Origin of the sequence: Butyricimonas paravirosa (genome assembly GCF_032878955.1) — a bacterium.
Classification (GTDB): domain Bacteria; phylum Bacteroidota; class Bacteroidia; order Bacteroidales; family Marinifilaceae; genus Butyricimonas; species Butyricimonas paravirosa.
Map to the genome: position 1 here is coordinate 2,659,524 of NZ_CP043839.1, position 23,326 is coordinate 2,682,849.

A 23,326-nucleotide genomic window follows, 5' to 3' on the forward strand; every position below is an offset into this window, starting at 1 on the left:
CGTATGGGAATTTTTAATAAAATAAAACCGACTACATGGATTTATCTCTGCCTCGCGATCATCGTATGCGTATTCGTCGTGAATTACCTGGAAATATTTGACTTCAAACCGGATCTGAACGGGGATAACGTTTACTATTATGCCCTGGGAAGAGCCATTGCCGCCGGGAAAGGCTACACGAATATTATGTTTCTGGAAGAAACCCCTCATTCCCATTTCCCACCGGGTTACCCCCTGTTTAACGCGGGGATTTTACTTTTCACCCATTCCTACACGGCTTTAAAAATAGCAAACGGCATTTTATTCGGGTTGTCCATCCTAATCCTTTTTTTCCTCCTGAAAAGGATTTCGGGGAACTTATTCGTCGCCCTGTCAACCTGCCTGTTATGCTGTATGCAGCAGGCATTACTACGTTACTCCACGATTGTCATGAGCGAAATGCTATTTACCTTCCTCACGCTGGGAGTCCTGTACTTGATCTCCCTGATTGACATGAACCACCTGTTCTGTAAAAAGCGCCCCCGTTCCCAGATCATTTATTTCATTCTGATGATTATCGCGCTGAATTACATCTATTTTGTCCGGACCATGGGAACATCCATCATTCTGGCAATAATGATTTACCTCGGTATTCTTTGTGTCCAAAAAGGTCTCACGCTCCTCAAAAGTAAGCGTAAAAATGACGAGATCACCATACAGGCTGCCAACAAACAAGCCCTGTTCAGCCACCTCATTATCCTATGCGTGGTCATAGCATCCTTTGCAGGGGCGAAAACAGCCTGGGATATGCGAAATAAAAGTATTGGGGTCACGAGTAGTGACTATCTCCATGACTTCAAAAAGAAACCCAAGGGTGAAACCATGGCCACGTTCTCGGACTGGACAGAACGTATCGAAAATAACCTAGTCAGCTACGTGGGCAAATGGATCCCCACTGCCATCATTTCCGATGATCCCGGATTCGATGAAAAAATAACCACTTCAGGACTGATCGAGGGCATTTGCATCTTAATCATCGTTCTACTCGGATTAATCGCGCTGAAAAAAATGCAATTACTCCTGTTCCTGTACATCGGCATCACGATGGCCGTACTCATGATCTGGCCGGAGCAATACGCCGGACACCGCTATTTTATCGGGATCATCCCCCTTTTCATATTCCTGTTCCTGAATGGTTGCCTTGAAATCATGAACTCGATCACTAAAAAACTTTCATTTGGCAAATACCAACACATAATTCCCGCGGGAGGCCTGATCGTGTTCCTCGTGTTCTTCATGTTCCCGCACTACGCGAAAGCCTTGAAACCGCAACAGAATTTTGCGACATACAAGCAATGGAATGAAAAAATTGCCGATGCCGCCTTCGTGGAGTACATCTATGCCATCAACTGGTGTAAAAAGAATCTACCCGAAGAAGCCCGCATCGCCTGCCGGAAACCGGAACTTTTTTACCTCTTTTCAGGCGGTAGAAAATCGACCTCTTTTCCCCAGTATGCCGAACCGGATGACCTGTTCAACCGTTTCCAAGAACAAAAAATCTCTCACGTGATCATCGACCGCTGGTTCCGCCACGGGTATGTCACAGTGTACCCCATGGTCAAAAAATATCCGGATTATTTCAGACCGCTCATCCAGATCGGGCAGAACACGAAACAGCAACTCCCCACGTTAATTTTCCAATTCCTGCCGGGAGGCCAACCACAAGTTCCGTAGTTTAGTTCAAAGAAAAACGAATCATACTTCTCATGTCGGGTGAAGAATCCGACATGAGAAGGTATATTACAGGACAACAAACCGTTGACCCGAAAATTTAATACCATAATCCATTATCATATCCTCATCAACAACGGATCTCTTTCGTGTAAAGCGCTATTAGAACGCTATTAAATCCCTATTAAATCGCTATATATAATAGCGTTCTATTAGAATTTTAATAGGATATTAAAATTACTTTATCCGTAACACGTCATGTATTGCTACTCTATTCATACTGAAGTGATTTAGAAAAACGGCAGCAAATCATGACCTCCACTCCTAAACGTCTTTTATTACCCTCTAAAAGAATGAATGCACGAAAAAAAGAAGAGGATTTCCAGTTTCACAAATAAATGGTATATTTGCAACTTGATTTTTTAAATGTGCAAATAAGTAATATCTTAAAATCAGGAGTCACGATGGACAAAAAATTCCAAGAGTACAAAGGTTTGGATCTCTCTCAGGTAAACAAGGATGTCTTGAAAGAGTGGGAATCAAACAATACCTTCGAGCAAAGCTTGAAGAATAGAGAGGGGCACCCCTCGTTTGTCTTTTTCGAAGGTCCCCCTTCGGCAAACGGGATGCCAGGTATTCACCACGTAATGGCTAGGACGATTAAAGATATTATTTGCAGATACAAAACTTTACAAGGATTTCTCGTTGAGCGAAAAGCCGGTTGGGATACACACGGGTTACCCGTTGAATTGGGGGTTGAAAAGAAACTCGGTATCACGAAAGAAAATATCGGGAAAACGATTTCCGTGGCCGACTACAACAAAGAATGTCGTTCCGACGTCATGAAATTCACCCGCGAATGGGAAGATTTGACGAACAAGATGGGTTACTGGGTAGATATGAGCAACCCGTACATCACCTACGACAACCGTTACATCGAAACCTTATGGTATTTGTTGAAACAATTGTACGAGAAAGGTTTCCTGTACAAAGGGTACACGATACAACCCTATTCCCCCGCTGCCGGAACAGGATTAAGCACGCACGAGTTGAACCAACCGGGATGTTACCGGGACGTGAAGGACACGACGTGTGTGGCTCAATTTAAAGTGATCCGGGACGAAAAATCGGAAAAATTATTCGCTTTCAGCGATGAGGTATATTTCACCGCTTGGACAACCACGCCTTGGACGTTACCTTCCAACACGGCATTGGCAGTAGGCCCGAACATCACGTATCTGGAAATAAAAACTTATAATCCTTATACATTCCGCCCGGTAACCATTATCATGGCGAAAGATCGTCTCAGCGCGTACTTCAACAAAAAAGCTGAAGGCATCGCCTTGGAAGACTACAAGGAAGGAGATAAATTGATCCCTTACCAGATCGTGGCCGAATATAAAGGGCCGGAGCTGGAAGGCATACGTTACGAACAACTTTTGCCTTGGATGCAACCCATGGGTGATGCGTTCCGCGTGATCCTAGGTGATTACGTTACCACGGAAGATGGTACCGGAATCGTGCATATTGCCCCGACTTTCGGAGCCGATGACGACCGGGTGGCCAAAGTGGCCGGCATAGCCCCCTTGCAATTGATTGACAAGGAAGGCAGCAAGCAACCCATGGTGGACAAACGGGGACGCTTGTTCCGGATGGAAGACATTGACCCGGAATACTTGAAAAATAACGTCAACACGGACCTGTACGGGGAATTTGCCGGACGATTCGTGAAAAACGCTTACGATCCGACTTTAACTGAAAATGACCCGACTCTTGACATCGATTTAAGTATCCTGTTAAAACGGGAGAACAAAGCGTTCAAGGTCGAGAAACAAGAACATAATTACCCGCATTGCTGGAGAACCGACAAACCGGTACTTTATTACCCGTTGGATTCTTGGTTCATCAAAACGACAGCCGTTCGGGATCGCATGATCGAGCTGAACAAGACTATCAACTGGAAACCCGCCAGCACGGGCGAAGGCCGTTTCGGGAAATGGTTGGAGAATTTGGTGGATTGGAACCTCTCTCGTTCCCGCTACTGGGGAACTCCCCTACCGATATGGGTTAGCGAGGATGGGACAGAGAAAAAATGTATCGGTTCTGTGAAAGAATTAGTTGAAGAAACTGAAAAAGCGATACAGGCAGGAATCATGAAGGAGAATCCCTTCAAAGACTTCAAGGTGGGAGACTACTCGAAAGAGAATTACGAGAAAATCGACCTGCACCGCCCGTACGTGGATGACATTATACTGGTTTCTCCCACCGGACAACCGATGTACCGGGAGAAAGACTTGATCGACGTGTGGTTCGATTCGGGGGCCATGCCTTACGCACAGGTACATTACCCGTTCGAGAACAAAGAATTGATCGACAACCGGACAAATTTCCCGGCAGACTTTATCGCCGAAGGAGTAGACCAGACCCGCGGTTGGTTCTTCACGCTACACGCTATCGCAACCATGGTGTTCGATTCCGTGGCATTCAAGAATATCATATCCAACGGACTGGTGCTTGATGCCAAGGGAAACAAGATGTCCAAACGTTTGGGCAATGCCGTTGATCCTTTCGACACGATCGAGAAACAAGGGTCCGATCCCCTGCGTTGGTACATGATCACGAACTCTCAACCATGGGATAACTTGAAATTCGACATCGCCGGGGTGGAAGAAGTGAAACGTAAGTTCTTCGGGACACTGTATAACACGTACAGTTTCTTCGCCTTGTACGCTAATATAGACAAGTTCACGTATGCAGAGGCAGAAGTTCCGTTTAACGAGAGACCGGAAATCGATCGCTGGATTCTTTCTCTATTGAACAGCTTGATTAAAGAGGTCACCGAGGCTTACGAGAAATATGAACCGACACGGGCCGGACGGGCAATACAGGATTTCGTGATCGAGAACCTGTCGAACTGGTACGTGCGCCTTTCCCGTAAACGTTACTGGGGTGGCGAGCAAACCACTGATAAATTGTCGGCTTACCAAACGTTATATACCTGCTTGGAAACCGTGGCAATCTTGTCCTCGCCCATCGCACCATTCTACATGGATCGCTTGTTCACGGACTTGAACAAGGTTACGGGACGATACACGACGGACGTTCACCTGGTAGATTTCCCGGTGGCCGACGAATCAATGATTGACAAGCAACTGGAGGAACGGATGAATATGGCTCAACAAATATCTTCCATGGTACTTGGACTGAGACGCAAAGTGCAAATCCGGGTAAGACAACCGCTATGCAAGTTGCTGATCCCGATCTTGAATGACGAGATGACTACCCAACTGGATGCCGTGAAGAATATCATCCTGTCGGAAGTCAACGTGAAGGAGATCGAGTACATCACCGACACGGCAGGAATCTTGGTAAAGAAGATCAAGCCGAACTTCAAGACCCTAGGACCGAAATACGGTAAATACATGAAACAGATTTCCGCTCTCGTGGCAGAAATGAACCAGAATGATATTTACAATTTCGAGAAACAAGGAACTTATTCTCTGGAAGTGGGAACAGAAACGCTGGAATTGACACTGGAAGACGTGGAAATTTTATCGGAAGATATCCCGGGCTGGTTAGTGGCCAACGAGGGACGTCTCACGGTTGCCCTAGACATCAACATCACGAAAGAATTACGTGAAGAAGGTATCGCCAGAGAATTGATCAACCGAATCCAGAACTTGAGAAAAGAGAGTGATTTCAACGTGACAGACAAAATTGATCTTTACATCGGGAAGCACAAAGAGATCAACGAGGCCGTCGAGAACTTCAAGGCGTACATCGCCAGCCAAGTTCTGGCAGAGAACGTTACGCTAATAGATAAAGCCGAGGACGGTGCCCAACCCATCGAAATCGACGACATACAAACGTTTATTAAGATCCAAAAAATGTAACCTCTTCCCCTTGTTACAAGTAAAAGTGGATATTTTTCCACGGGAAAGATTACATAGCGGATTTTTTATTAACTTAGACAAAAACTTTACAACTATGGCCGAGAAAACTAGATATTCGGATGAAGAGTTGCAAGAATTCAAAGAATTGATTCTTGAGAAACTCGAAAAGGCGAAAAGAGATTACGAGGTGCTGAAAGCCTCGATCTCTGGCAGCGACGGGAATGACATTGCCGATACGTCTCCCACTTTTAAAGTATTGGAAGAGGGAGCATCTGTTCTTTCCAAAGAGGAGGCCGGTCGGCTGGCACAAAGGCAGGCAAAATTTATTGCTCACCTAGAGGCTGCGTTAGTACGAATTGAAAATAAAACTTACGGGATCTGCCGGGTAACCGGAAAACTGATCTCCAAAGAAAGATTACGCGCCGTACCTCATGCAACATTGAGTATGGATGCCAAAATGGGACAAGACTCTTAATCGCAAAAGCGATTAAGAGTCGCTTTAAATTTTATCACACAGATGAGTACGCGGAAAAAACTTATTATTTTTATTATTGCCCTATTAGTCATTGATCAAGTTGTTAAAATCTGGATCAAGACCCACATGATGATCGGGGATGAATTCAGTGTCTTCGGGGACTGGTTCAAAATTCATTTTATTGAAAACAACGGGATGGCCTTCGGGATGGAACTCGGGGGAGGCAAGTGGGGAAAAACCGTTTTAAGTGTATTCCGCTTAATTGCCGTAGTGGGCATCGCTTGGTACTTGGGACGTCTCATCAAAGAAAAAGCACCCATGGGGGTTATTCTCTCTTTCGGGTTAATTTTCTGCGGGGCAATAGGTAACATCATCGATAGCGCATTCTACGGGATGATCTTCAGTGACAGCTATTCACAAGTAGCCACTCTATTCCCTCACGGGGGCGGATACTCCTCGTTCCTGCACGGGAAGGTGGTAGATATGCTTTATTTCCCGCTTTACGAAGGTTTTCTTCCTCAATGGATTCCCATCTGGGGAGGTGATTTCTTCGTATTCTTCCGCCCGGTATTTAACCTGGCTGACTCTTATATTACAATAGGTGTATTTATCCTGTTGCTTTTCCACCGAAAGTTTTTCGCCTCGAAAAAATAAGCAGTCAATCCTTAAAAAAATGTTATAGTAGACGATAAAAAGAGGCTTTCAGGCCTCTTTTATTTTAAAAATAAGTTAATGTTAAACCATGGAATAACAGCGTCAGGCTTTCTTTCCTACCTTGCAACTTTATTTACCAATTTATTGTTGAATTTATGAAAAGCCTTATTTCAATTGTTGCATTTTTGATGCTTAGTCTCACGGCATTCTGTCAAGGAGGCGTGAATTTCGAGCATATCACGTTTGATGAAGCATTGGCTAAAGCCAAAGCAGAGAACAAACTCGTTTTCATGGATTGCTATACCTCATGGTGCGGTCCTTGCAAGTACATGTCAGAAACCATCTTCCCGCAGGAAAAAGCCGGAGAATTTTTCAATCCTAAATTTGTTTGCGTGAAATTTGATATGGAAAAAGGAGAAGGCCCTGAACTGGGTAAAAAATTTGGAGTCAGAGCCTACCCGACGTTCTTGATTCTTCGTCCCGATGGATCGGTACAACACAAAGTGGTTGGCGGCGGGGATCTGGAAGGATTCATTGCAAGAGTTGAAAAAGGACTGAACGAAAAGACCTCTCTCGATTATTTGAACAAATTATACGAGAAAGGGAAAATGAACAAGAAACAACTCATGGCTTACCAGATCGCATTGAACGATGCTTATGAACAAGCAAAAAGCGAAAAAGTAGGCGAAGAGTTGAATAAAATACTGAAAGACAAGGATAAAATGAAAAAAGAATTCTGGCCTATTCTCGAAGAAAGTCCTTACGGTTCTGATAATTTCAAACTTGTCGTAAATAACCTTGCCGTGTTCAATAAAAACATCGGCAAAGAGAAAGTAGATGCTTACCTTTATGGTAATTATAGTCAAGCTATTGATAATACTACTCGCCGTAACGCAAAAGAACCCGCTAAGACACTTGAGCAAATTCGCCAAGAATTAACCAATATCGATTTGGAGAATAAAGATCAATTGATGAGCAAGATCGAGTTGGCTCAAGCCACGATTGACCAGAACGTGGATAAAATTATTTCTCTCGCTGAACAAGCAGCAGAAACCAAGAGCGAAGAACTATGGTCTATCGTAAACGCCTTAAACTCGATCAGTTCCAAGGTGAACAAAGCCGAAGCCGGGCGTATCGTAACATTAGGAGATAAATTCATTGCCAATAGCCCGGAAAACGGGAAAGCCTACATGACCAACTTCTTTGAAAAATTCAAGGTTGCAGCACATGTTGGTGTATATTTCTACGAGTTAAGTTATGAAGATGCCTTGAAAATGGCAAAACAACAAGGACGTAAACTTTTCATTGACTGCTACACGACTTGGTGCGGCCCTTGCAAGTATATGTCAGAAACCGTATTCAAACAAGAAAACGTGGGAGATTTCCTAAATCAGAACTTCATCTGCTTAAAATATGATATGGAAAAAGGAGAAGGTCCTGAACTAGCAAAAAAATTCGGTGTTCGTGCCTACCCAACTTTCGTGATCGTAAATCCGGACGGTACCATTCGTCATAAACTTGTCGGTGGTGGTGAAGGAGAGAAATTCATCGAGAGAGTGAAGGAATCTTTCGATGACAACAAAGCTTTAGGAGCTTTAGATGCAAAATACAATAGCGGTAATAGAGATAAAGCATTTTTATCTCAATACGCTCAAGTGATGGTAGCTAATTACGATCCGAACGCAAAAGCCATCGTAGACGAATTATTGAAAATTTCTACCGATGAAGAAAAATTATCAGAAGATTACTGGTTCATTTTTGGTAATAGTGAATTAAGCCCAAAAGATTCAGAAGCGGCAAAATTCTTGACTGACAACCGGAGCAAATTCAACGAAACCATTGGCAAGGAGAAAGTAGATAGCCGTTTGAGTGAAGGTCTTTTCCGTGAAATATTAATGGTTATCGCCGGACGTGGTCAAAAAACCGATGTAAAACGTTTAGACGCTATCGGACGGGAAGTAAAAGCACTGAAATTATCAAACGAGAAAACCTTACTGTCTTCTTTAGCCATCGCAAAGGCTGTGAAGACAGAAAATATTGACAAGATCTTGACAGCTTGCGAGAAAGAACTCCCGAAACTGGGAAAAGATTCTCAAATGATAGCTTACTATTTATCCGGTTCATTGGCAAAAGCAAATGACACGCAAAAAGCCCGTTGGCAAAAAATAGTTCAAGCGAACACGGGGAAATAAACTCCGGAATACTTATAATAATATGCTCGAAGAGGATGTTTCTAAGGAACATCCTCTTCGCTATTTTGGAGAGAGTTTTTTACTAAAAAATGGGTAGAGTTTTTCATTTTCAATTGTTTTACGTAAGTTTGCACCCTAATTTTAGGACGAACAGCTTAAAAAAAGCGATAAATCCGTTTCGGAAGGAAACGGAAATGTAAAAGAAAATCGTATATGATTGAAAATTTAGTAATTGTCGAGTCTCCGGCTAAAGCCAAGACTATTGAACGTTTTTTAGGAGAGAATTATGTTGTAAAATCTAGTTTCGGACATATCCGGGATCTTGAAAAAAAAGATTTGGGGATTGATATAGAACATAATTTCCAACCAAAATATGAAATATCACCCGACAAGAAAGCGATTGTAAAAGAACTGAAACAACTTGCCAAGGAAGCCAAAACGGTTTGGTTAGCCTCCGATGAGGACCGCGAGGGAGAAGCTATTGCCTGGCATTTATTCGAAGTTCTGGGGTTGAAGAAAGAGAACACGAAACGGATTGTTTTTCACGAAATCACGAAAGATGCTATTTTACACGCGATCAATAATCCCCGGGACATTGATAAAAACCTCGTGGATGCCCAACAGGCCCGCCGGGTTCTTGACCGACTGGTCGGATTCGAAGTGTCACCGGTCCTATGGAAAAAAGTGAAACCTTCCTTGTCAGCCGGACGGGTTCAATCCGTTGCCGTAAAACTCATCGTTGAACGGGAACGGGAGATTAACCATTTCGTTGAACAAAAATACTATAAGGTTACCGGAACATTCGAAACCAAAGACGCAAATGGTAATTCGATCCCTTTAAAGGCAGAATTATCCGAACGTTTCTCCACGCAGGAAGAGACGGTTAACTTTCTGGAACATTGCAAGAAGGCGGCATTTTCAGTAAGTGATGTCGAGACGAAACCGAGTAGCCGTAAACCGGCACCACCGTTCACGACATCCACGCTACAACAGGAGGCATCCCGCAAATTGGGATTCTCTGTTTCACAGACAATGGCCGTGGCCCAGAAACTATACGAACAGGGACACATCACCTACATGAGAACAGACTCCGTGAACCTATCCCAACTGGCTATCGGTGCGGCAAAAGCCGTTATCTGCAACACGCTGGGAGAAAAATATTCCAAACCCAGGAATTTCGCCACGAAGACGAAAGGGGCGCAAGAGGCTCACGAGGCCATTCGCCCGACCTATATGGACAAGGAATCAATCAGCGGAGACAAGAATGAACAACAACTTTACTCGTTAATCCGGAAACGGACTCTCGCCTCTCAAATGGCAGAGGCCGAACTGGAAAAAACGACCATAACGATCGCCATTACCGGGGAGAAACACACGTTCGAGGCCGTGGGTGAAGTGATCGTTTTCGATGGTTTCCTCAAAGTGTACATGGAATCTTTCGATGACGAGAAAGAAGACGATGAAGCAGCCTTATTACCTGCAATACATAAAGGAGACCAATTACAACGTTCCCTGATCCAAGCCTTAGAACAATACACGACGCATCCTCCCCGCTACACGGAGGCCAGTCTAGTGAAGAAAATGGAAGCTTTGGGAATCGGACGTCCGTCAACATACGCACCCACGATTACCACAATCCAGAACCGGGGATATATCTTACGGGAAAGCCGGGATGGTACAGAACGTCAACTAGACCAGATAGACCTTAAAGGACAAGATATAAAAGTCAAGAAGATCAGCCGGATATTCGGTGCGGAAAAGAAGAAATTGTTTCCCTCGGATATCGGAATGGTCGTGACGGATTTCCTTTCCAATTATTTCACGAATATCATGGATTATAATTTCACGGCAAATGCCGAGGATGCCCTTGACCACATTGCCGAAGGAGAGGTTGAATGGCAATCCATGATCGGAACATTTTATCAACCTTTCCATGCTAACGTGGAGAAAACGTTGAAAGAATCCGAACGAAACACGGGAGCCCGGGAACTTGGTAAAGATCCACAAACAGGAGAAACCGTTTCCGTACGAATCGGACGTTTTGGACCGATGGCTCAGATTGGTGAAGGAGAATCCGTACGTTATGCCGGGCTGCTCAAAGGGCAACTGATGGAAACCATTACCTTGGAAGAAGCTTTAGACTTGTTCAAGTTTCCCCGTCAACTGGGTGAATTCGAAGAGAAACCTGTCAGTGTCGGCATCGGTCGTTTTGGACCTTACATCAAGCATAATCAACTTTTCGTTTCCTTGAAAAAAGGCGTTGACGATCCGGGAACAATAACTCTTGAAACCGCTATCGAACGAATCAACGAGAAACGAGAAATCGAAAAAAATAGGAAGATCCAAGAGTTTGAAAACGGGGTACAAATTCTTAACGGACGTTTCGGACCTTACATCACGTTCAACAAAGTGAACTATAAGATTCCCAAAGGAAAAGAAGCAGACAAATTAACCTTTGAGGAAACCATGGAGATCATTGCAAAGGAAGGGGACAGTAAGAAAAAAACGACAAAAAAGACAACAAAAAAAGCGGCCCCGAAGGCAACAAAAAAGGAAACGAAAAAAGAGACAAAAAAGGAAACGAAAAAGAAGGAATAGGGCAATAAACGAAAGGGATTGAAATTTATTTGCATAAAACCAATCCATTTTATATATTCGTACCCTCGAAAAATAGAATAAATTCGTGTGTAGAAACATAAAATTTTAATATAAATGGCAACGTTACAAAAAATTAGAAATCGCGGTGGAGTACTTGTTAGTATCGTGATTGGATTAGCCCTCGTGGCGTTTATTGTTGGTGATGCTCTTAGCTCTGGCGCCAGCCTTATCAATCGTTCCAGAAACAAAGTTGGAGAAGTTGGAGGTGAAACTATCGGCATTCAAGAATATCAACAAAAGATTATGAAGAATGAAGATTTCATCAAAAGCATGAACGGTTTATCTGCCTTAACGGATGAGCAACAAAGAATGATCCGGGAAAATACCTGGAATCAGATTGTTTCCGAAATCATTCTGAACAAGGAATACGAGGAATTAGGTTTGGACGTTAGCGGTGACGAGTTATACGATTTCTTATTAGGGAGCAACATGAACCCGGCTGTCAGCCAGTTATTCGCAGATCCTAACACGGGACAGGTAGACAAAGAAAGAGCCCGTCTGATCATCAAACAATTGATCGAAGCTCCTGCCGGGACCCCGCAAAAGGAATATTGGTTGAACATGGAAGAGCAAGTAAACACGGCTCGTAAACAAGAAAAATATAATACTCTGCTAGCAAAAAGCTTGTTTGTAACAGATGCTCAAGCCAAAGAACTTGCAGAAAGTGCAGCAACGACAGCTGACATCAGCTTTATCATGAAAAGCTACAACACGGTTAGCGACTCTGCAGTAAAAGTAACAGCTAACGAGATCAAAGATTATTATAATTCACACAAATATTTGTTTGAACGCGAAGAAGCCAGACAAATTGCTTACGTGAATTTTGACATCACGGCCTCAGCCGAAGACATTAAAGAAACGGAAGACTGGGTGAATGACTTGAAACCCGAATTTGCAGAAGCAAAGAACGTGCTTGAATTCGCTAACCTTTCATCTGAAAAAAGATTCCAACCCAAATATTATAAAAAGGGAGAATTGGATAACGAGGAACTGGATGAATTCCTGTTCACGGAAAAGAGCGATGCCGTATTCGGACCTTATCTGAAAGATAACGCTTACAATATCGTTCGTGTTGCCGACCGCCGTGTATTACCCGACTCAGTAAGAGCCCGTCATATCTTGATCGCATCAAACAATATGGCTCAATCAGAGAAATTAGCCGATAGTTTAGCAGGCTTAATCCGTAAAGGCGGAGATTTCGATGCTTTAGCAAGACAATATTCTGCCGATCAGAATACTTCTGTAAATGGTGGGGATTTCGGATGGTTCACCCAAGATCAGATGCTCCAACCAATTGCTGATTCAGCGTTCTTCTCTAACAAAAACGAGGTGAAAGTGGTAAGATCAAATTACGGTTTCCATGTTTTGCAAGTAACAGACAGATCAAAACCTGTTGATAAGGTACAAATCGGAATCGTTGCAAAAGAAATTACCCCGTCTCAACAAACGATCAACAAGATTTATAACGACGCACGTACTTTTGCAAACAATATCAATACCGTAGAAGATTTTGAGGCAGCTTTAACTGCTAATAATCAAACCAAACGTATCGCAAACTTAGGTAAAAACGATTATCAGATTGCAGGCATTGATAACGCAAGAGATATTATCCGCGAGGCTTATATGGCTGAAAAACCGGGTTTCATCCTGACGACCAAAGAGAAATCGCCGATCTTTGAGGCTGGAGACAAATTCTCTGTTGTGGTTCTAACCGGAATTCAAGAAGAAGGTATCGCACCTCTGAACTCTGTTTCTGCAGCTATCCGCACAGAACTTATCCGTAAAAAGAAGGGCGAAATCATTGCCAAGGAATTGACCAATGCTATTTCCGGAAGTGAAAGTTTACTTTCTGTTGCCCAAAAAGCCAATGCAGAGGTAATGGATGCCACGGATGTTAGTTTCAGTTCATTCCAAGTTCCCGGAGTTGGTATCGAACCCGTGCTGACTGCCGAAGTTGTTACAATGAAAGAAAACGAAATTTCTAAACCGATCATCGGTAACCAAGGAGTTTATGTTGTGGTTGTAAACTCTAAAACTGTTGAAACAGTTACTCCCGAACAAATTGAAGCTGCCAAGAGAAGTATCGAACAAACGAATCTATACACCAAGTTCCGTTTGATTCTCCCCGCTTTAGTGAAGAATGCCGGAGTGGTTGATACAAGATACAAATTTTACTAGTAACCTAAACCACAAACCGAAAAAGCCGCCCGTCAAGGCGGCTTTTTTATTTCCTCGAAAGAAAAACATCACCCCCGTTTCTTTCAATACTTTAATAGAAAAACTATCTTTGCCAGTAAAATGATTCAGATATGAAAGATTATTTCGTACACGAGACCGCCATCGTAGACGAGGGCGCAACAATCGGAAAAGGAACTAAAATATGGCATTTCTCCCACATTATGAGTAATTGCCGGATCGGAGAGAATTGTAACATCGGGCAAAACGTCGTCATATCCCCGGAGGTAGTTCTCGGGAACCAAGTAAAAGTACAGAATAATGTATCCGTGTACACGGGAGTCACTTGTGACGACGATGTTTTCTTGGGTCCATCATGCGTATTCACGAACGTGACCAATCCTCGTAGTGCAGTAAACCGGAAAAGTCAATATGCCAAAACGCACGTGGGCAAAGGGGCTACCATCGGAGCCAATGCCACGATCGTGTGCGGGCATGACATTGGGGCTTACGCCTTCATCGGAGCCGGGGCCGTTGTAACAAAAACTGTTCCTGCATACGCTTTGTTAGTTGGTAATCCGGCTAAACAAATCGGTTGGATGAGTGAATACGGGCATCGTCTTCATTTTGACGAAAAGGGAATAGCCGAATGTCCGGAAAGCAAACAACGCTATCATTTACAAAACGGGTTAGTTCAAAAAATAGAAGAATAAATCTAATTTTATATCACAATGAAAATCACGATGGTTGACCTTCACGGACAATATGAACGCATCCGGGAGGAAATAAATAACGCCATACAGGAAGTACTTGACACCACGGCTTTCATTAACGGCCCCCAAGTGAAGACTTTCGCCCAACATCTCGCAGAATATAATCAAGTAGAACATGTTGTTCCTTGTGCCAACGGCACGGATGCCCTACAAATTGCTTTAATGGCTCTCGGGTTACAACCCGGGGACGAGGTGATTGTACCTGTTCATACTTACGTGGCCACAGCCGAGGTGATTGCCCTTTTACGGTTGGAACCTATTTTCGTGGATTGTGTCGCAGACCGTTTCACAATTGATGTTACCAAGATTGAAGAAAAAATTACCCCTCGTACGAAAGCAATCGTTCCTGTTCACTTGTACGGCCAATGCGCAGACATGGAACCGCTTATGGATATAGCCCGCCGACACAAACTTTACGTGGTAGAAGACACGGCACAAGCTATCGGGGCTACTTACACGTTCAGTAACGGTCTCCAACAAAAAGCCGGATGCATTGGAGATATTGGTACAACCTCATTCTTCCCCTCCAAAAACTTAGGATGTTACGGGGACGGTGGAGCCTTATTTATCCGAGATCACGAATTAGCCGAACGGGCCCGCATGATTGCCAATCACGGGCAAAAGATCAAATATCACCATAGTGTCGTGGGATGTAACTCTCGTTTGGATACCATGCAAGCTGCTATTTTGGATGTAAAACTAAAATACCTTGATGAATATTCAGCCGCCCGTAATCAAGCCGCTGAACATTATGACAAAGGATTAGCAACAGTAAAAGGAATTATCCTTCCACAACGGGCTGCTAATAGCACACACGTGTTCCATCAATACACCATCCGGGTTCAAAATCACCTACGGGATGAGTTGAAATCTTTCTTGGCAGAACATGATGTTCCCAGCATGATTTATTATCCTATCCCCTTGCATTTGCAAGAGGCTTATGCTAAAAAGGGACAAGGGCAAGGAACATTCCCCGTTGCAGAACAATTAAGCGAAGAGGTACTATCGCTGCCGATGCACACGGAAATGAAAGCGGAAGAGCAAGAGTACATCATCGAACAAATTCGTAGATTCTTTAACCGATAGAGATTTCACCGTGAAAAAGATTCTGATCATCACCTATTATTGGCCACCTTCAGGAGGACCGGGAGTTCAACGCTGGCTGAAGTTCTCGAAGTACCTTCCGGAATTTGGTTATGATCCGATCATTATCACGGTTGATCCGGAAAAGGCTGAATATCCCATAAAAGACCACACGCTGGAACAAGATGTACGAGCCGGACAAATCGTGTATCGAACGGATTGTTCCGGTATATATGAATATTATAAAAAACTGACTAAAGCCCAAAGTGCCCCGTATAGCGGATTCGTCAATGAAGGGAGTCCCAGTCTAAAACAGAAGATTGCCCGTTTTATCCGGGGTAATTTTTTCCTACCGGATGCCCGGAGAGGCTGGAATAAACACGCTTATCGCCAAGCAATCCAAATTATTCAGGAAGAAAAAATAGACGCCGTCATCACAACGGGCCCGCCTATGTCAACCCATCTGGTCGGACAAAAACTAAAAAAGCGTTTCCATCTGCATTGGATTGCTGATTTTCGAGACCCATGGACTGACATCTATTACTATAATAAAATGTACCCAACTCCCATTGCAAAAGCGATTGACCGGCAATATGAACGAAATGTTCTTCTGGATGCAGATCAGGTAATCACGGTAAGCGACTACATCAAAAAGCAACTGGCAGCAAAATCTCCGGCCATTCAAGCCTCTAAAATAAAAGTTATCGCTAATGGATTCGATGCCGAGGATTTCGACCTAACTATTCCAAAGGAAGATGTTTTCACGATCACCTACACGGGGACTTTGGCGGCTGACTACACGATTGATTCCTTTATCCATTCAGTTAAAAGACTTTCCACATCAGGAAAACTCAAACTACGTTTTGTCGGTAAAGTGGATCAGGGTATAGCTCAAAAACTCTCGGAACAACTGGGAGATTTCGTAGAAATCCATTCATTCGTAGCTCACGCAAATGCCATCAAATACATGAAGAGTTCTTCTGTTCTATTACTCATTATCCCCAACATCGAAGGGAGTAAAGGTAATCTCACGGGCAAGCTTTTCGAGTATATCGGCTCCAGAACCCCTATTCTTTGCCTCGGTCCCACCGATGGTGATGCCGCAGCCATCATTCAAGTTTGTAAGGCCGGGAAAACATTCGAATATGACGATGAAGAAGGTATGTTTCAATTTCTAACCTCCTTACTGAATAATTTTGATCCACAATCTCCTATAAAAGAGGACAATGTAGTCAACCGTTATTCGAGAAAGTCCTTAACCCAGTCTTTAACCCAAATCTTAGCCCGCCATGAAGCTTAAAAAAGCTATTTTCATGTTACGTAAACTTTTGCGAGATTTCAACACGAACCGCAAGATCGAAATTAACATGGAGAATCAATCTGAAACGCTAGGCTATTATTACATCAAATTTGACGAGGACATAGCTAAGCTCAATCGTCTGATTCACTCTTTCGACAAAAATGGAGTCCCCTTGAACACGACTTATATTGACGTGGAAGATACAAAACTGCACTACTATCCTATTTCTATCGGACAGTACGGGTTAGCCATATTCCACTCGTGGTTAAAGACACATTCCGAAGAGAAAAGGGCTCATTTTCTTCGCATTGCAGACTGGTTTATGAACAATCGGACAGATCATACAGAACTCGGTTGTTATTGGCTAACCGATGTGCCGAAACCCGAATACCATGTTTATCAACCTTGGAAATCCGCCTTCGCACAAAGTAGGGGAATATCCATGCTATTGAGAGCCTGGCAACTTACAGAGGACGATGCCTACTTGAAGGTTGCAACTCAAGCATTAATTCCTTTCACGAAGGATATAACAGTCGGAGGGGTTTCCGTAGACCGAGAAAAGGGGGAAACCTTTTACGAAGAATACGTGGCAGAGTGTCCGACACGAGTACTAGATGGCCATGGCTTTTGCCTTTTCGGTTTATACGATTACATTCGTGCAGTTCCCGAAAACAAGGACCCCAACGGGTACGCACTCGCTCTTCGGCTGTTTAATGAAGGAATAGAAGGTCTTACCCGTCAACTTCCTCTGTTTGACATGGGGTTCTGGCCTCGATTCAATCGCTGCGATCTTTCCGGTTATCCACAAGATGACCCCTGCACGATCGGTTATCTCAGACTTGTTCGCCAGCAACTCCTAATTCTCTATCGAATCACCGGAAAAGAGGAATTACGCCTTTTTAGCGAGAAATTCCATCATTATGACCGTATTTCCAATATTTTAAAAATGTATCGCCACAAGTTCACGGCATTAAAGAAACTGAATCGTTTATAATAAAAACGGGAAAAAATAATACTTTTGTATAAACAAACTCTTGTAATATGTGTGGAATAGCCGGAATATTCGAACGGGATACAGATAACACTCAACTCATGTCGGAAATGCTGACCACGATTGAACATCGGGGGCCGGATGATCAATCTATATATACCTACCGGGATTTCACTCTCGGACACCGGCGTTTGTCCATTATCGACGTCTCCACGTGTGGCAATCAACCTATTTTTAATGAAGACAAAAGTGTCTGTGTCATTTTTAACGGGGAGATATACAACTACGAAGAAATCCGGGAAGAACTCAAATCCAAGGGACACGTGTTCTATACCGCTACCGACACGGAAGTTCTGGTTCATCTTTACGAGGAGTACGGAACCGGATTCTTCAACAAGTTAAACGGTATTTTTGCTTTCGCCCTACTGGATCAAAACAATAACCGCCTGATTCTCGCACGGGATCATTTCGGAACTAAACCTCTACACTATTTCCTCAAAGATGGTATATTAGTTTTCGGTTCCGAACAGAAATCCATTATCCTACACCCGAAATATGAACGGAAATTAAATTTAAAGGCTTTACATATACACTTGAACTTGCGTTACACGCAAGGGAATGAGACTCTTTTTGAAGGCATCAAACGTCTTCCCCCGGCTCACTTTGCCGTGTTTGAAAACGGTCTGTTCACGGTAAAACGCTACTGGCAGCTGGCTGTGAATATCGATCGATCCATCACGGAAAACGAGGCGAAAGAGAAAATGAACGAATTGATCAAACAGGCCGTGAAACGCCAGTTGGTCAGTGATGTTCCAGTCGGCGTGTATCTATCGGGCGGACTGGATTCCTCAACGATCGTGCAGAAAATGCATGAACTGGGTGTTCCCGAGATCAACACGTTTACCCTAGGGTTTAATGAGCCCACGGATGAATTTCCCGATGCCCAACAAATCGCCGATCACTTTCACACGCATCACCACACGTTGAGCCTATCGATGAATCCGATGCAACAAATGCCGAAAGTAATCTGGCATGCAGAGGAACCTAAAATTAATCTATTGCAGGGATTCAATATGTCGGCTTTTGTCCACCCAACCGTGAAGGTTATTCTCGGAGGGCTAGGCGGAGACGAACTATTTGCCGGATATGATATTCATAAATTTATTTACCCATTCAAAAACTGGCATCACTATACTCCACAATGGCTACAACGTATGTTACGCTGGAAATCGGATTTCATCTTCCGTCTTCAGAACAATTCTAAATCATTACGTTACGACGAATATCGCCGGGGCGTACAAATGTTACTGTCTATCGGGAACGTGGAGCGCTTTTACCTCATCCTGCGAAACACGTGGGATTTCGATAACCCTTTCTACAAGAATATCTATTCGGAATCGTTCTTGAAACAGCAAGAAATAGAACAATTCAAGGTACATAAGGAATTTGACAAGATTTTTGAATCCGTACGCCACCAGAACGGATTGGATCAAGTGCTATATGCCGAATTTCAATCCAAAATGGTAAACGATTATTTGCTTACGGATGACCGGATGTCCATGGCCCATTCGGTTGAGGAACGAATTCCTTTCCTTGATCGGGATTTGGTAGACTTCGGCTTTACTCTCCCCGTGGAGATGAAGATCAAAAATAACCAGACTAAAAATCTTTTCCGGGAAGCCATGAAACCATATCTTCCCCCCAAGATTATCACGAAAAAGAAATGGGGATTCACGGTGAACCCGTATCTACAATTCAAAAAGGATTTAAAAGATACAGCCGAGAAGATTCTTACAAAAGAATATATCGAGAAACAGGGAATATTCAATTATGACTATATCCGCTATATTCTGGATTACCCGGCACATCCGAAACTCCGGTGGCACTACAATTTTATCTGGATCATTCTGGGACTGGCTATCTGGGAACAGGAGTTCATACACAAACGAGTAGAAGATAACATCGAAGCTTACTATTAAAAACATGATTATGACAAAAAAAGAAAGCATCAAGCTATTCGAAGAACGTAATTAAGTTTATCTTCAAACCGTGAAAAATTGTCATGGTTTGAAATAAATCCAATAAATATTACAAACAAGGAACTGGCATTCAGGTATACACGATTATAATAAATACAACTAGATCATGAAATACTCTATCATCATTGCCGTATATAACCGTCTGGAAGAAGTGAAAGAACTCCTTGAAAGCGCAGAAAAGCTCGAAGGGAATCGGTGTCTTTTTGAATTATTATTCGTGGATGACGGTTCGAAAGACGGGTTCAAGGAATTCATCGAACAATACCACTCTGCCAGCGGACTTCAAATACGAGCGATATACCAACAAAATCAAGGTCCCGGGGCTGCCAGAAATTACGGCATGAGTAAAGCCCAAGGAGAGTATTTTATCTTTGTAGATTCCGATTGTATGTTTCCCCCTCAATGGCTGGCTGAAATTGAGAAGGCCCAAAACGAACATCATTATGACGCATTCGGAGGCCCGGACACCTGTCATCCCTCTTTTTCTCCCCTACTGAAAGCGATTAATTACTCCATGACCTCATTTATCGGAACAGGAGGAACCAGGGGAAATAAAAAGCACGTGGGGCGTTTCTATCCTAGAAGTTTCAACATGGGAATATCCAGAAAAGTATATGACATGATTGGAGGTATGGGAGGATTGCGTCATGGTCAGGATATGGATTATTCCATGCGAATATACAATGCCGGTTTTAAAGTGGGGCTAATCGCAGATGCTTATGTCTATCATAAACGCCGCACAAGTATACCCAAGTTCTTCCGCCAAATCTTTAACTGGGGAGTTGCACGCATCAATTTATCCAGACGCCATCCACATACGCTAAAACCGATTCACCTGCTCCCGGCCCTATTAATCGTTGGATTAGTCGTTTTGGAATTATGCACCTTTTTCACAGGACAAAACTATCCTCCCGTACATTTTGTATGGAATATTGTTGACTACGGATTAATGCTTGTTTGCTTATTTGCTTTTTTTCAGTCACTTTTCAGATACCGGAACATCATTGTTGCCTTCCTCTCCATCATTACTTTGCTCATCCAAGTCTTCGCTTATGGCTTCGGGTTACTCTGGGGAGGCTGGAATGCCTTGCTCGGAAAGGAAGTAAAAGGATTTTCAAAAAATTATTACGGAAATAAGAAATCATAATTCACCACATGAAAATAGTTACCATCATAGGCGCACGCCCTCAATTCATAAAAGCAGCCGTGGTCAGTCGAGCCATCAGTAGTTTCCCGGATATACAGGAAGTTATCGTTCACACGGGACAACATTTTGACACGAATATGTCTGATATTTTCTTTGAAGAGATGTGTATACCCAAACCCAACTATAATTTGAATATCAACGGAATGACGCATGGAGCAATGACGGGCCAGATGCTCGAAAAGATTGAATCTATCCTATTAACGGAACAGCCGGATTGGGTGATCGTTTACGGGGATACAAATTCCACGCTGGCCGGAGCCTTGGCAGCAAGTAAATTACATATCCGGGTTGCACACATCGAGGCCGGACTACGTTCATACAATATGAATATGCCGGAAGAGATCAACCGAATTCTCACGGATAGGATAAGTTCCGTATTGTTTTGTCCCACAGAGCAAGCTATTAAAAATTTACACCAAGAAGGCTTTAAACAATTTCCTTGTACATTATTGAATTGTGGTGATGTCATGCAAGATGCCGCACTTTTTTATGCCAATAAAGCCAAACATCCTGATTTTTTACTTCCGGAACATTTTATTTTAGCTACTTTGCACCGGGCTGAAAATACGGATTCTCCCGAACGTTTACAATCTATTATCGCTGCTCTTGAAGAGATTGCACGGGAAATGCCTGCCGTTATTCCTATTCATCCCCGTACCCGTAAAAAATTACAAGAGTTGAATTTCAATTTTAAACAAACCCGCCTCCAACTGGTGGACCCCGTGGGCTACCTGGAGATGGTTTATCTGCTAAAACACTGTTCTCTTGTTGCCACGGATAGTGGTGGTTTACAAAAAGAAGCCTATTTTTTCAAAAAATACTGTATCACTCTCCGAACTGAAACGGAATGGGTTGAACTGGTTGAACAAGGAGCCAATATCATTACGGGTTGGAGATACGAAGATATTTTAAACAGCTACAAGCAACTTAAACATACAACAAAAGACGTTTTTTCTTCTCCTCTGTACGGGGATGGACAAGCCGGACATATCATTATCCGGGAACTTCAACGAATAGATTCGTAAGCTGCTATTAACTGTTTAACAGAAACATCCCAATTATATTGCTCCAAACACAATTTGTGAGCCCGAGTTGCCATATCTTCCAAATCCAAGGTTACCAGCTGCTCTAATTTCCGGGCACAGTCTTCCGGAGAATTATCTTTATACACAACTCCAACTTGATGCTCTCGTACAATATTCCCAACACTATTCATATCGCTCACCAGCACGGGTAAACCATAATAAAAGTACTGGTATATCTTATTCGGAGAAGAACAGTCGGTCTGTACCGAACGCAGATTCGATATTACTCCCAAAGAATAGGCGCACATCTTAACGGCTTCTGCCGGAAACTTCAAATACCCGGGGAAATGTACCATCTCTTCTAAACCAAGTGCTAATACCAAATCCTTTATCTCTCCGGCATAGGCCCCTTTTCCATATATGTCAAGACTGTACTTAGATTTATCCTTTATCAATGCCAATCCCTTGATCACATTTTGTAATCCCCGGTGATAAGTGATTCCCCCAACATAAAGTAAACGTATCTTTCCTGCTGTCGTCGGGTGTGGTTCCGGACGGGGAAACAACTCCATACTAATCGTATTGTCCACGTGATAATATGTCCGTGGAACCAGATCATTCATCCGGTCAGACATCTCCTTACATACCGTAATAACAATATCCGCCTTGCCTATCATCTCCCGTTCATAGCGTTTCCAAGCATCAAAAGAATACATCAACTTCCCGGCTATCCCTTTCGTGTAGGGAGCCATATCCAACATATAAGGATAATTCTCATGACTATCCAAAACAAATTTTATCCCGAATTTCTTTTTTGCCCAATATCCAACCTCGGCTAAGGGTAGGTCATGTATATGAATCACGTCAAAAGTCTCCGCACACAATAAATTCCCGACCTGTTTCTTCCAAAACATAAAATAGAAGGGCAAGCGCAGACAGGCAATTTTCGCTTTATTATATAGGAAAGATGTCGACAAGGCTCTATGTAACCTGATTCCTTTATAATTTTCATCCCCGACACGTTCTTTTTTTAGCGTTGCACACAACAAATGGACTTCATGTCCGGCTTTTATCAAGGATAACGCCTCTTTCTCAACCCGTTCGTCATCCGGGAACTGGTTCTCTAAAACCATCAGTATTTTCATGCTCCG

At 43.1% G+C, this 23,326-nt stretch carries 15 protein-coding genes; 14 read left to right on the forward strand and 1 reads right to left on the reverse strand.

Going from position 1 to position 23,326, the window contains the following annotated elements; all coding sequences use genetic code 11:
• Positions 1 to 3 precede the first annotated feature (3 nt).
• The 14 genes from F1644_RS11060 (at position 4) to wecB (ending at position 22,175) form a co-directional block, all read left to right on the forward strand.
• Entirely contained in the window at positions 4 to 1,713 is a 1,710-nt protein-coding gene (locus F1644_RS11060; protein WP_118304501.1) for a hypothetical protein, read from the forward strand.
• 461 nt (positions 1,714 to 2,174) lie between these two features.
• Positions 2,175 to 5,603, forward strand: a complete 3,429-nt coding sequence (gene ileS / locus F1644_RS11065) for an isoleucine--tRNA ligase (protein WP_118304674.1) — start codon at positions 2,175 to 2,177, stop codon at positions 5,601 to 5,603.
• 94 nt (positions 5,604 to 5,697) lie between these two features.
• On the forward strand, positions 5,698 to 6,078 hold the full coding sequence (locus tag F1644_RS11070) for a TraR/DksA family transcriptional regulator (protein WP_027201860.1): 381 nt from the start codon (positions 5,698 to 5,700) through the stop codon (positions 6,076 to 6,078).
• Between the two features lie 42 nt (positions 6,079 to 6,120).
• Complete coding sequence (locus tag F1644_RS11075) at positions 6,121 to 6,732, forward strand: lipoprotein signal peptidase (protein WP_118304502.1); 612 nt, start codon at positions 6,121 to 6,123, stop codon at positions 6,730 to 6,732.
• 155 nt (positions 6,733 to 6,887) lie between these two features.
• On the forward strand, positions 6,888 to 8,924 hold the full coding sequence (locus F1644_RS11080) for a thioredoxin family protein (protein ID WP_229128135.1): 2,037 nt from the start codon (positions 6,888 to 6,890) through the stop codon (positions 8,922 to 8,924).
• Between the two features lie 213 nt (positions 8,925 to 9,137).
• Complete coding sequence (topA, locus tag F1644_RS11085; protein ID WP_118304503.1) at positions 9,138 to 11,522, forward strand: type I DNA topoisomerase; 2,385 nt, start codon at positions 9,138 to 9,140, stop codon at positions 11,520 to 11,522.
• A gap of 114 nt (positions 11,523 to 11,636) precedes the next feature.
• Positions 11,637 to 13,760 carry a peptidylprolyl isomerase gene (locus F1644_RS11090; protein ID WP_087419003.1) on the forward strand — a complete coding sequence of 708 codons (2,124 nt, stop codon included), beginning with the start codon at positions 11,637 to 11,639 and terminating at the stop codon, positions 13,758 to 13,760.
• Positions 13,761 to 13,891: 131 nt separating this feature from the next.
• Positions 13,892 to 14,470, forward strand: a complete 579-nt coding sequence (locus F1644_RS11095; protein ID WP_087419004.1) for an acyltransferase — start codon at positions 13,892 to 13,894, stop codon at positions 14,468 to 14,470.
• An 18-nt stretch (positions 14,471 to 14,488) separates the two neighbouring features.
• Positions 14,489 to 15,616, forward strand: coding sequence for a DegT/DnrJ/EryC1/StrS family aminotransferase (locus F1644_RS11100; protein WP_118304504.1), 1,128 nt, complete (start codon positions 14,489 to 14,491; stop codon positions 15,614 to 15,616).
• A 10-nt stretch (positions 15,617 to 15,626) separates the two neighbouring features.
• A complete protein-coding gene (locus F1644_RS11105; protein ID WP_118304505.1) occupies positions 15,627 to 16,913 on the forward strand; it encodes a glycosyltransferase family 4 protein in 1,287 nt (428 codons plus the stop codon).
• A 13-nt stretch (positions 16,914 to 16,926) separates the two neighbouring features.
• Entirely contained in the window at positions 16,927 to 17,907 is a 981-nt protein-coding gene (locus F1644_RS11110; protein ID WP_279038124.1) for a D-glucuronyl C5-epimerase family protein, read from the forward strand.
• A gap of 47 nt (positions 17,908 to 17,954) precedes the next feature.
• The gene (gene asnB, locus F1644_RS11115) at positions 17,955 to 19,883 is read left to right on the forward strand and encodes an asparagine synthase (glutamine-hydrolyzing) (RefSeq protein WP_118304507.1); all 1,929 of its coding nucleotides are present in this window, start codon (positions 17,955 to 17,957) and stop codon (positions 19,881 to 19,883) included.
• Positions 19,884 to 20,049: 166 nt separating this feature from the next.
• Positions 20,050 to 21,090, forward strand: coding sequence for a glycosyltransferase family 2 protein (locus F1644_RS11120; protein ID WP_087419009.1), 1,041 nt, complete (start codon positions 20,050 to 20,052; stop codon positions 21,088 to 21,090).
• 8 nt (positions 21,091 to 21,098) lie between these two features.
• On the forward strand, positions 21,099 to 22,175 hold the full coding sequence (gene wecB / locus F1644_RS11125) for a non-hydrolyzing UDP-N-acetylglucosamine 2-epimerase (protein WP_118304508.1): 1,077 nt from the start codon (positions 21,099 to 21,101) through the stop codon (positions 22,173 to 22,175).
• On the opposite strand, the gene F1644_RS11130 is transcribed toward wecB, so the two are convergent.
• Entirely contained in the window at positions 22,157 to 23,320 is a 1,164-nt protein-coding gene (locus F1644_RS11130) for a glycosyltransferase (RefSeq protein WP_118304509.1), read from the reverse strand. The two genes, wecB and F1644_RS11130, sit on opposite strands and share 19 nt — an antisense overlap.
• Positions 23,321 to 23,326 lie beyond the last annotated feature (6 nt).

What these genes read in the sequence shown, in the direction of transcription:
- F1644_RS11060 (WP_118304501.1), top strand. Translation starts at nt 4, where the DNA reads ATGGGAATTTTTAATAAAATAAAACCGACTACATGGATTTATCTCTGC.
- ileS (WP_118304674.1), top strand. Translation starts at nt 2,175, where the DNA reads ATGGACAAAAAATTCCAAGAGTACAAAGGTTTGGATCTCTCTCAGGTA.
- F1644_RS11070 (WP_027201860.1), top strand. Translation starts at nt 5,698, where the DNA reads ATGGCCGAGAAAACTAGATATTCGGATGAAGAGTTGCAAGAATTCAAA.
- F1644_RS11075 (WP_118304502.1), top strand. Translation starts at nt 6,121, where the DNA reads ATGAGTACGCGGAAAAAACTTATTATTTTTATTATTGCCCTATTAGTC.
- F1644_RS11080 (WP_229128135.1), top strand. Translation starts at nt 6,888, where the DNA reads ATGAAAAGCCTTATTTCAATTGTTGCATTTTTGATGCTTAGTCTCACG.
- topA (WP_118304503.1), top strand. Translation starts at nt 9,138, where the DNA reads ATGATTGAAAATTTAGTAATTGTCGAGTCTCCGGCTAAAGCCAAGACT.
- F1644_RS11090 (WP_087419003.1), top strand. Translation starts at nt 11,637, where the DNA reads ATGGCAACGTTACAAAAAATTAGAAATCGCGGTGGAGTACTTGTTAGT.
- F1644_RS11095 (WP_087419004.1), top strand. Translation starts at nt 13,892, where the DNA reads ATGAAAGATTATTTCGTACACGAGACCGCCATCGTAGACGAGGGCGCA.
- F1644_RS11100 (WP_118304504.1), top strand. Translation starts at nt 14,489, where the DNA reads ATGAAAATCACGATGGTTGACCTTCACGGACAATATGAACGCATCCGG.
- F1644_RS11110 (WP_279038124.1), top strand. Translation starts at nt 16,927, where the DNA reads ATGTTACGTAAACTTTTGCGAGATTTCAACACGAACCGCAAGATCGAA.
- asnB (WP_118304507.1), top strand. Translation starts at nt 17,955, where the DNA reads ATGTGTGGAATAGCCGGAATATTCGAACGGGATACAGATAACACTCAA.
- F1644_RS11120 (WP_087419009.1), top strand. Translation starts at nt 20,050, where the DNA reads ATGAAATACTCTATCATCATTGCCGTATATAACCGTCTGGAAGAAGTG.
- wecB (WP_118304508.1), top strand. Translation starts at nt 21,099, where the DNA reads ATGAAAATAGTTACCATCATAGGCGCACGCCCTCAATTCATAAAAGCA.
- F1644_RS11130 (WP_118304509.1), bottom strand. Translation starts at nt 23,320, where the DNA reads ATGAAAATACTGATGGTTTTAGAGAACCAGTTCCCGGATGACGAACGG.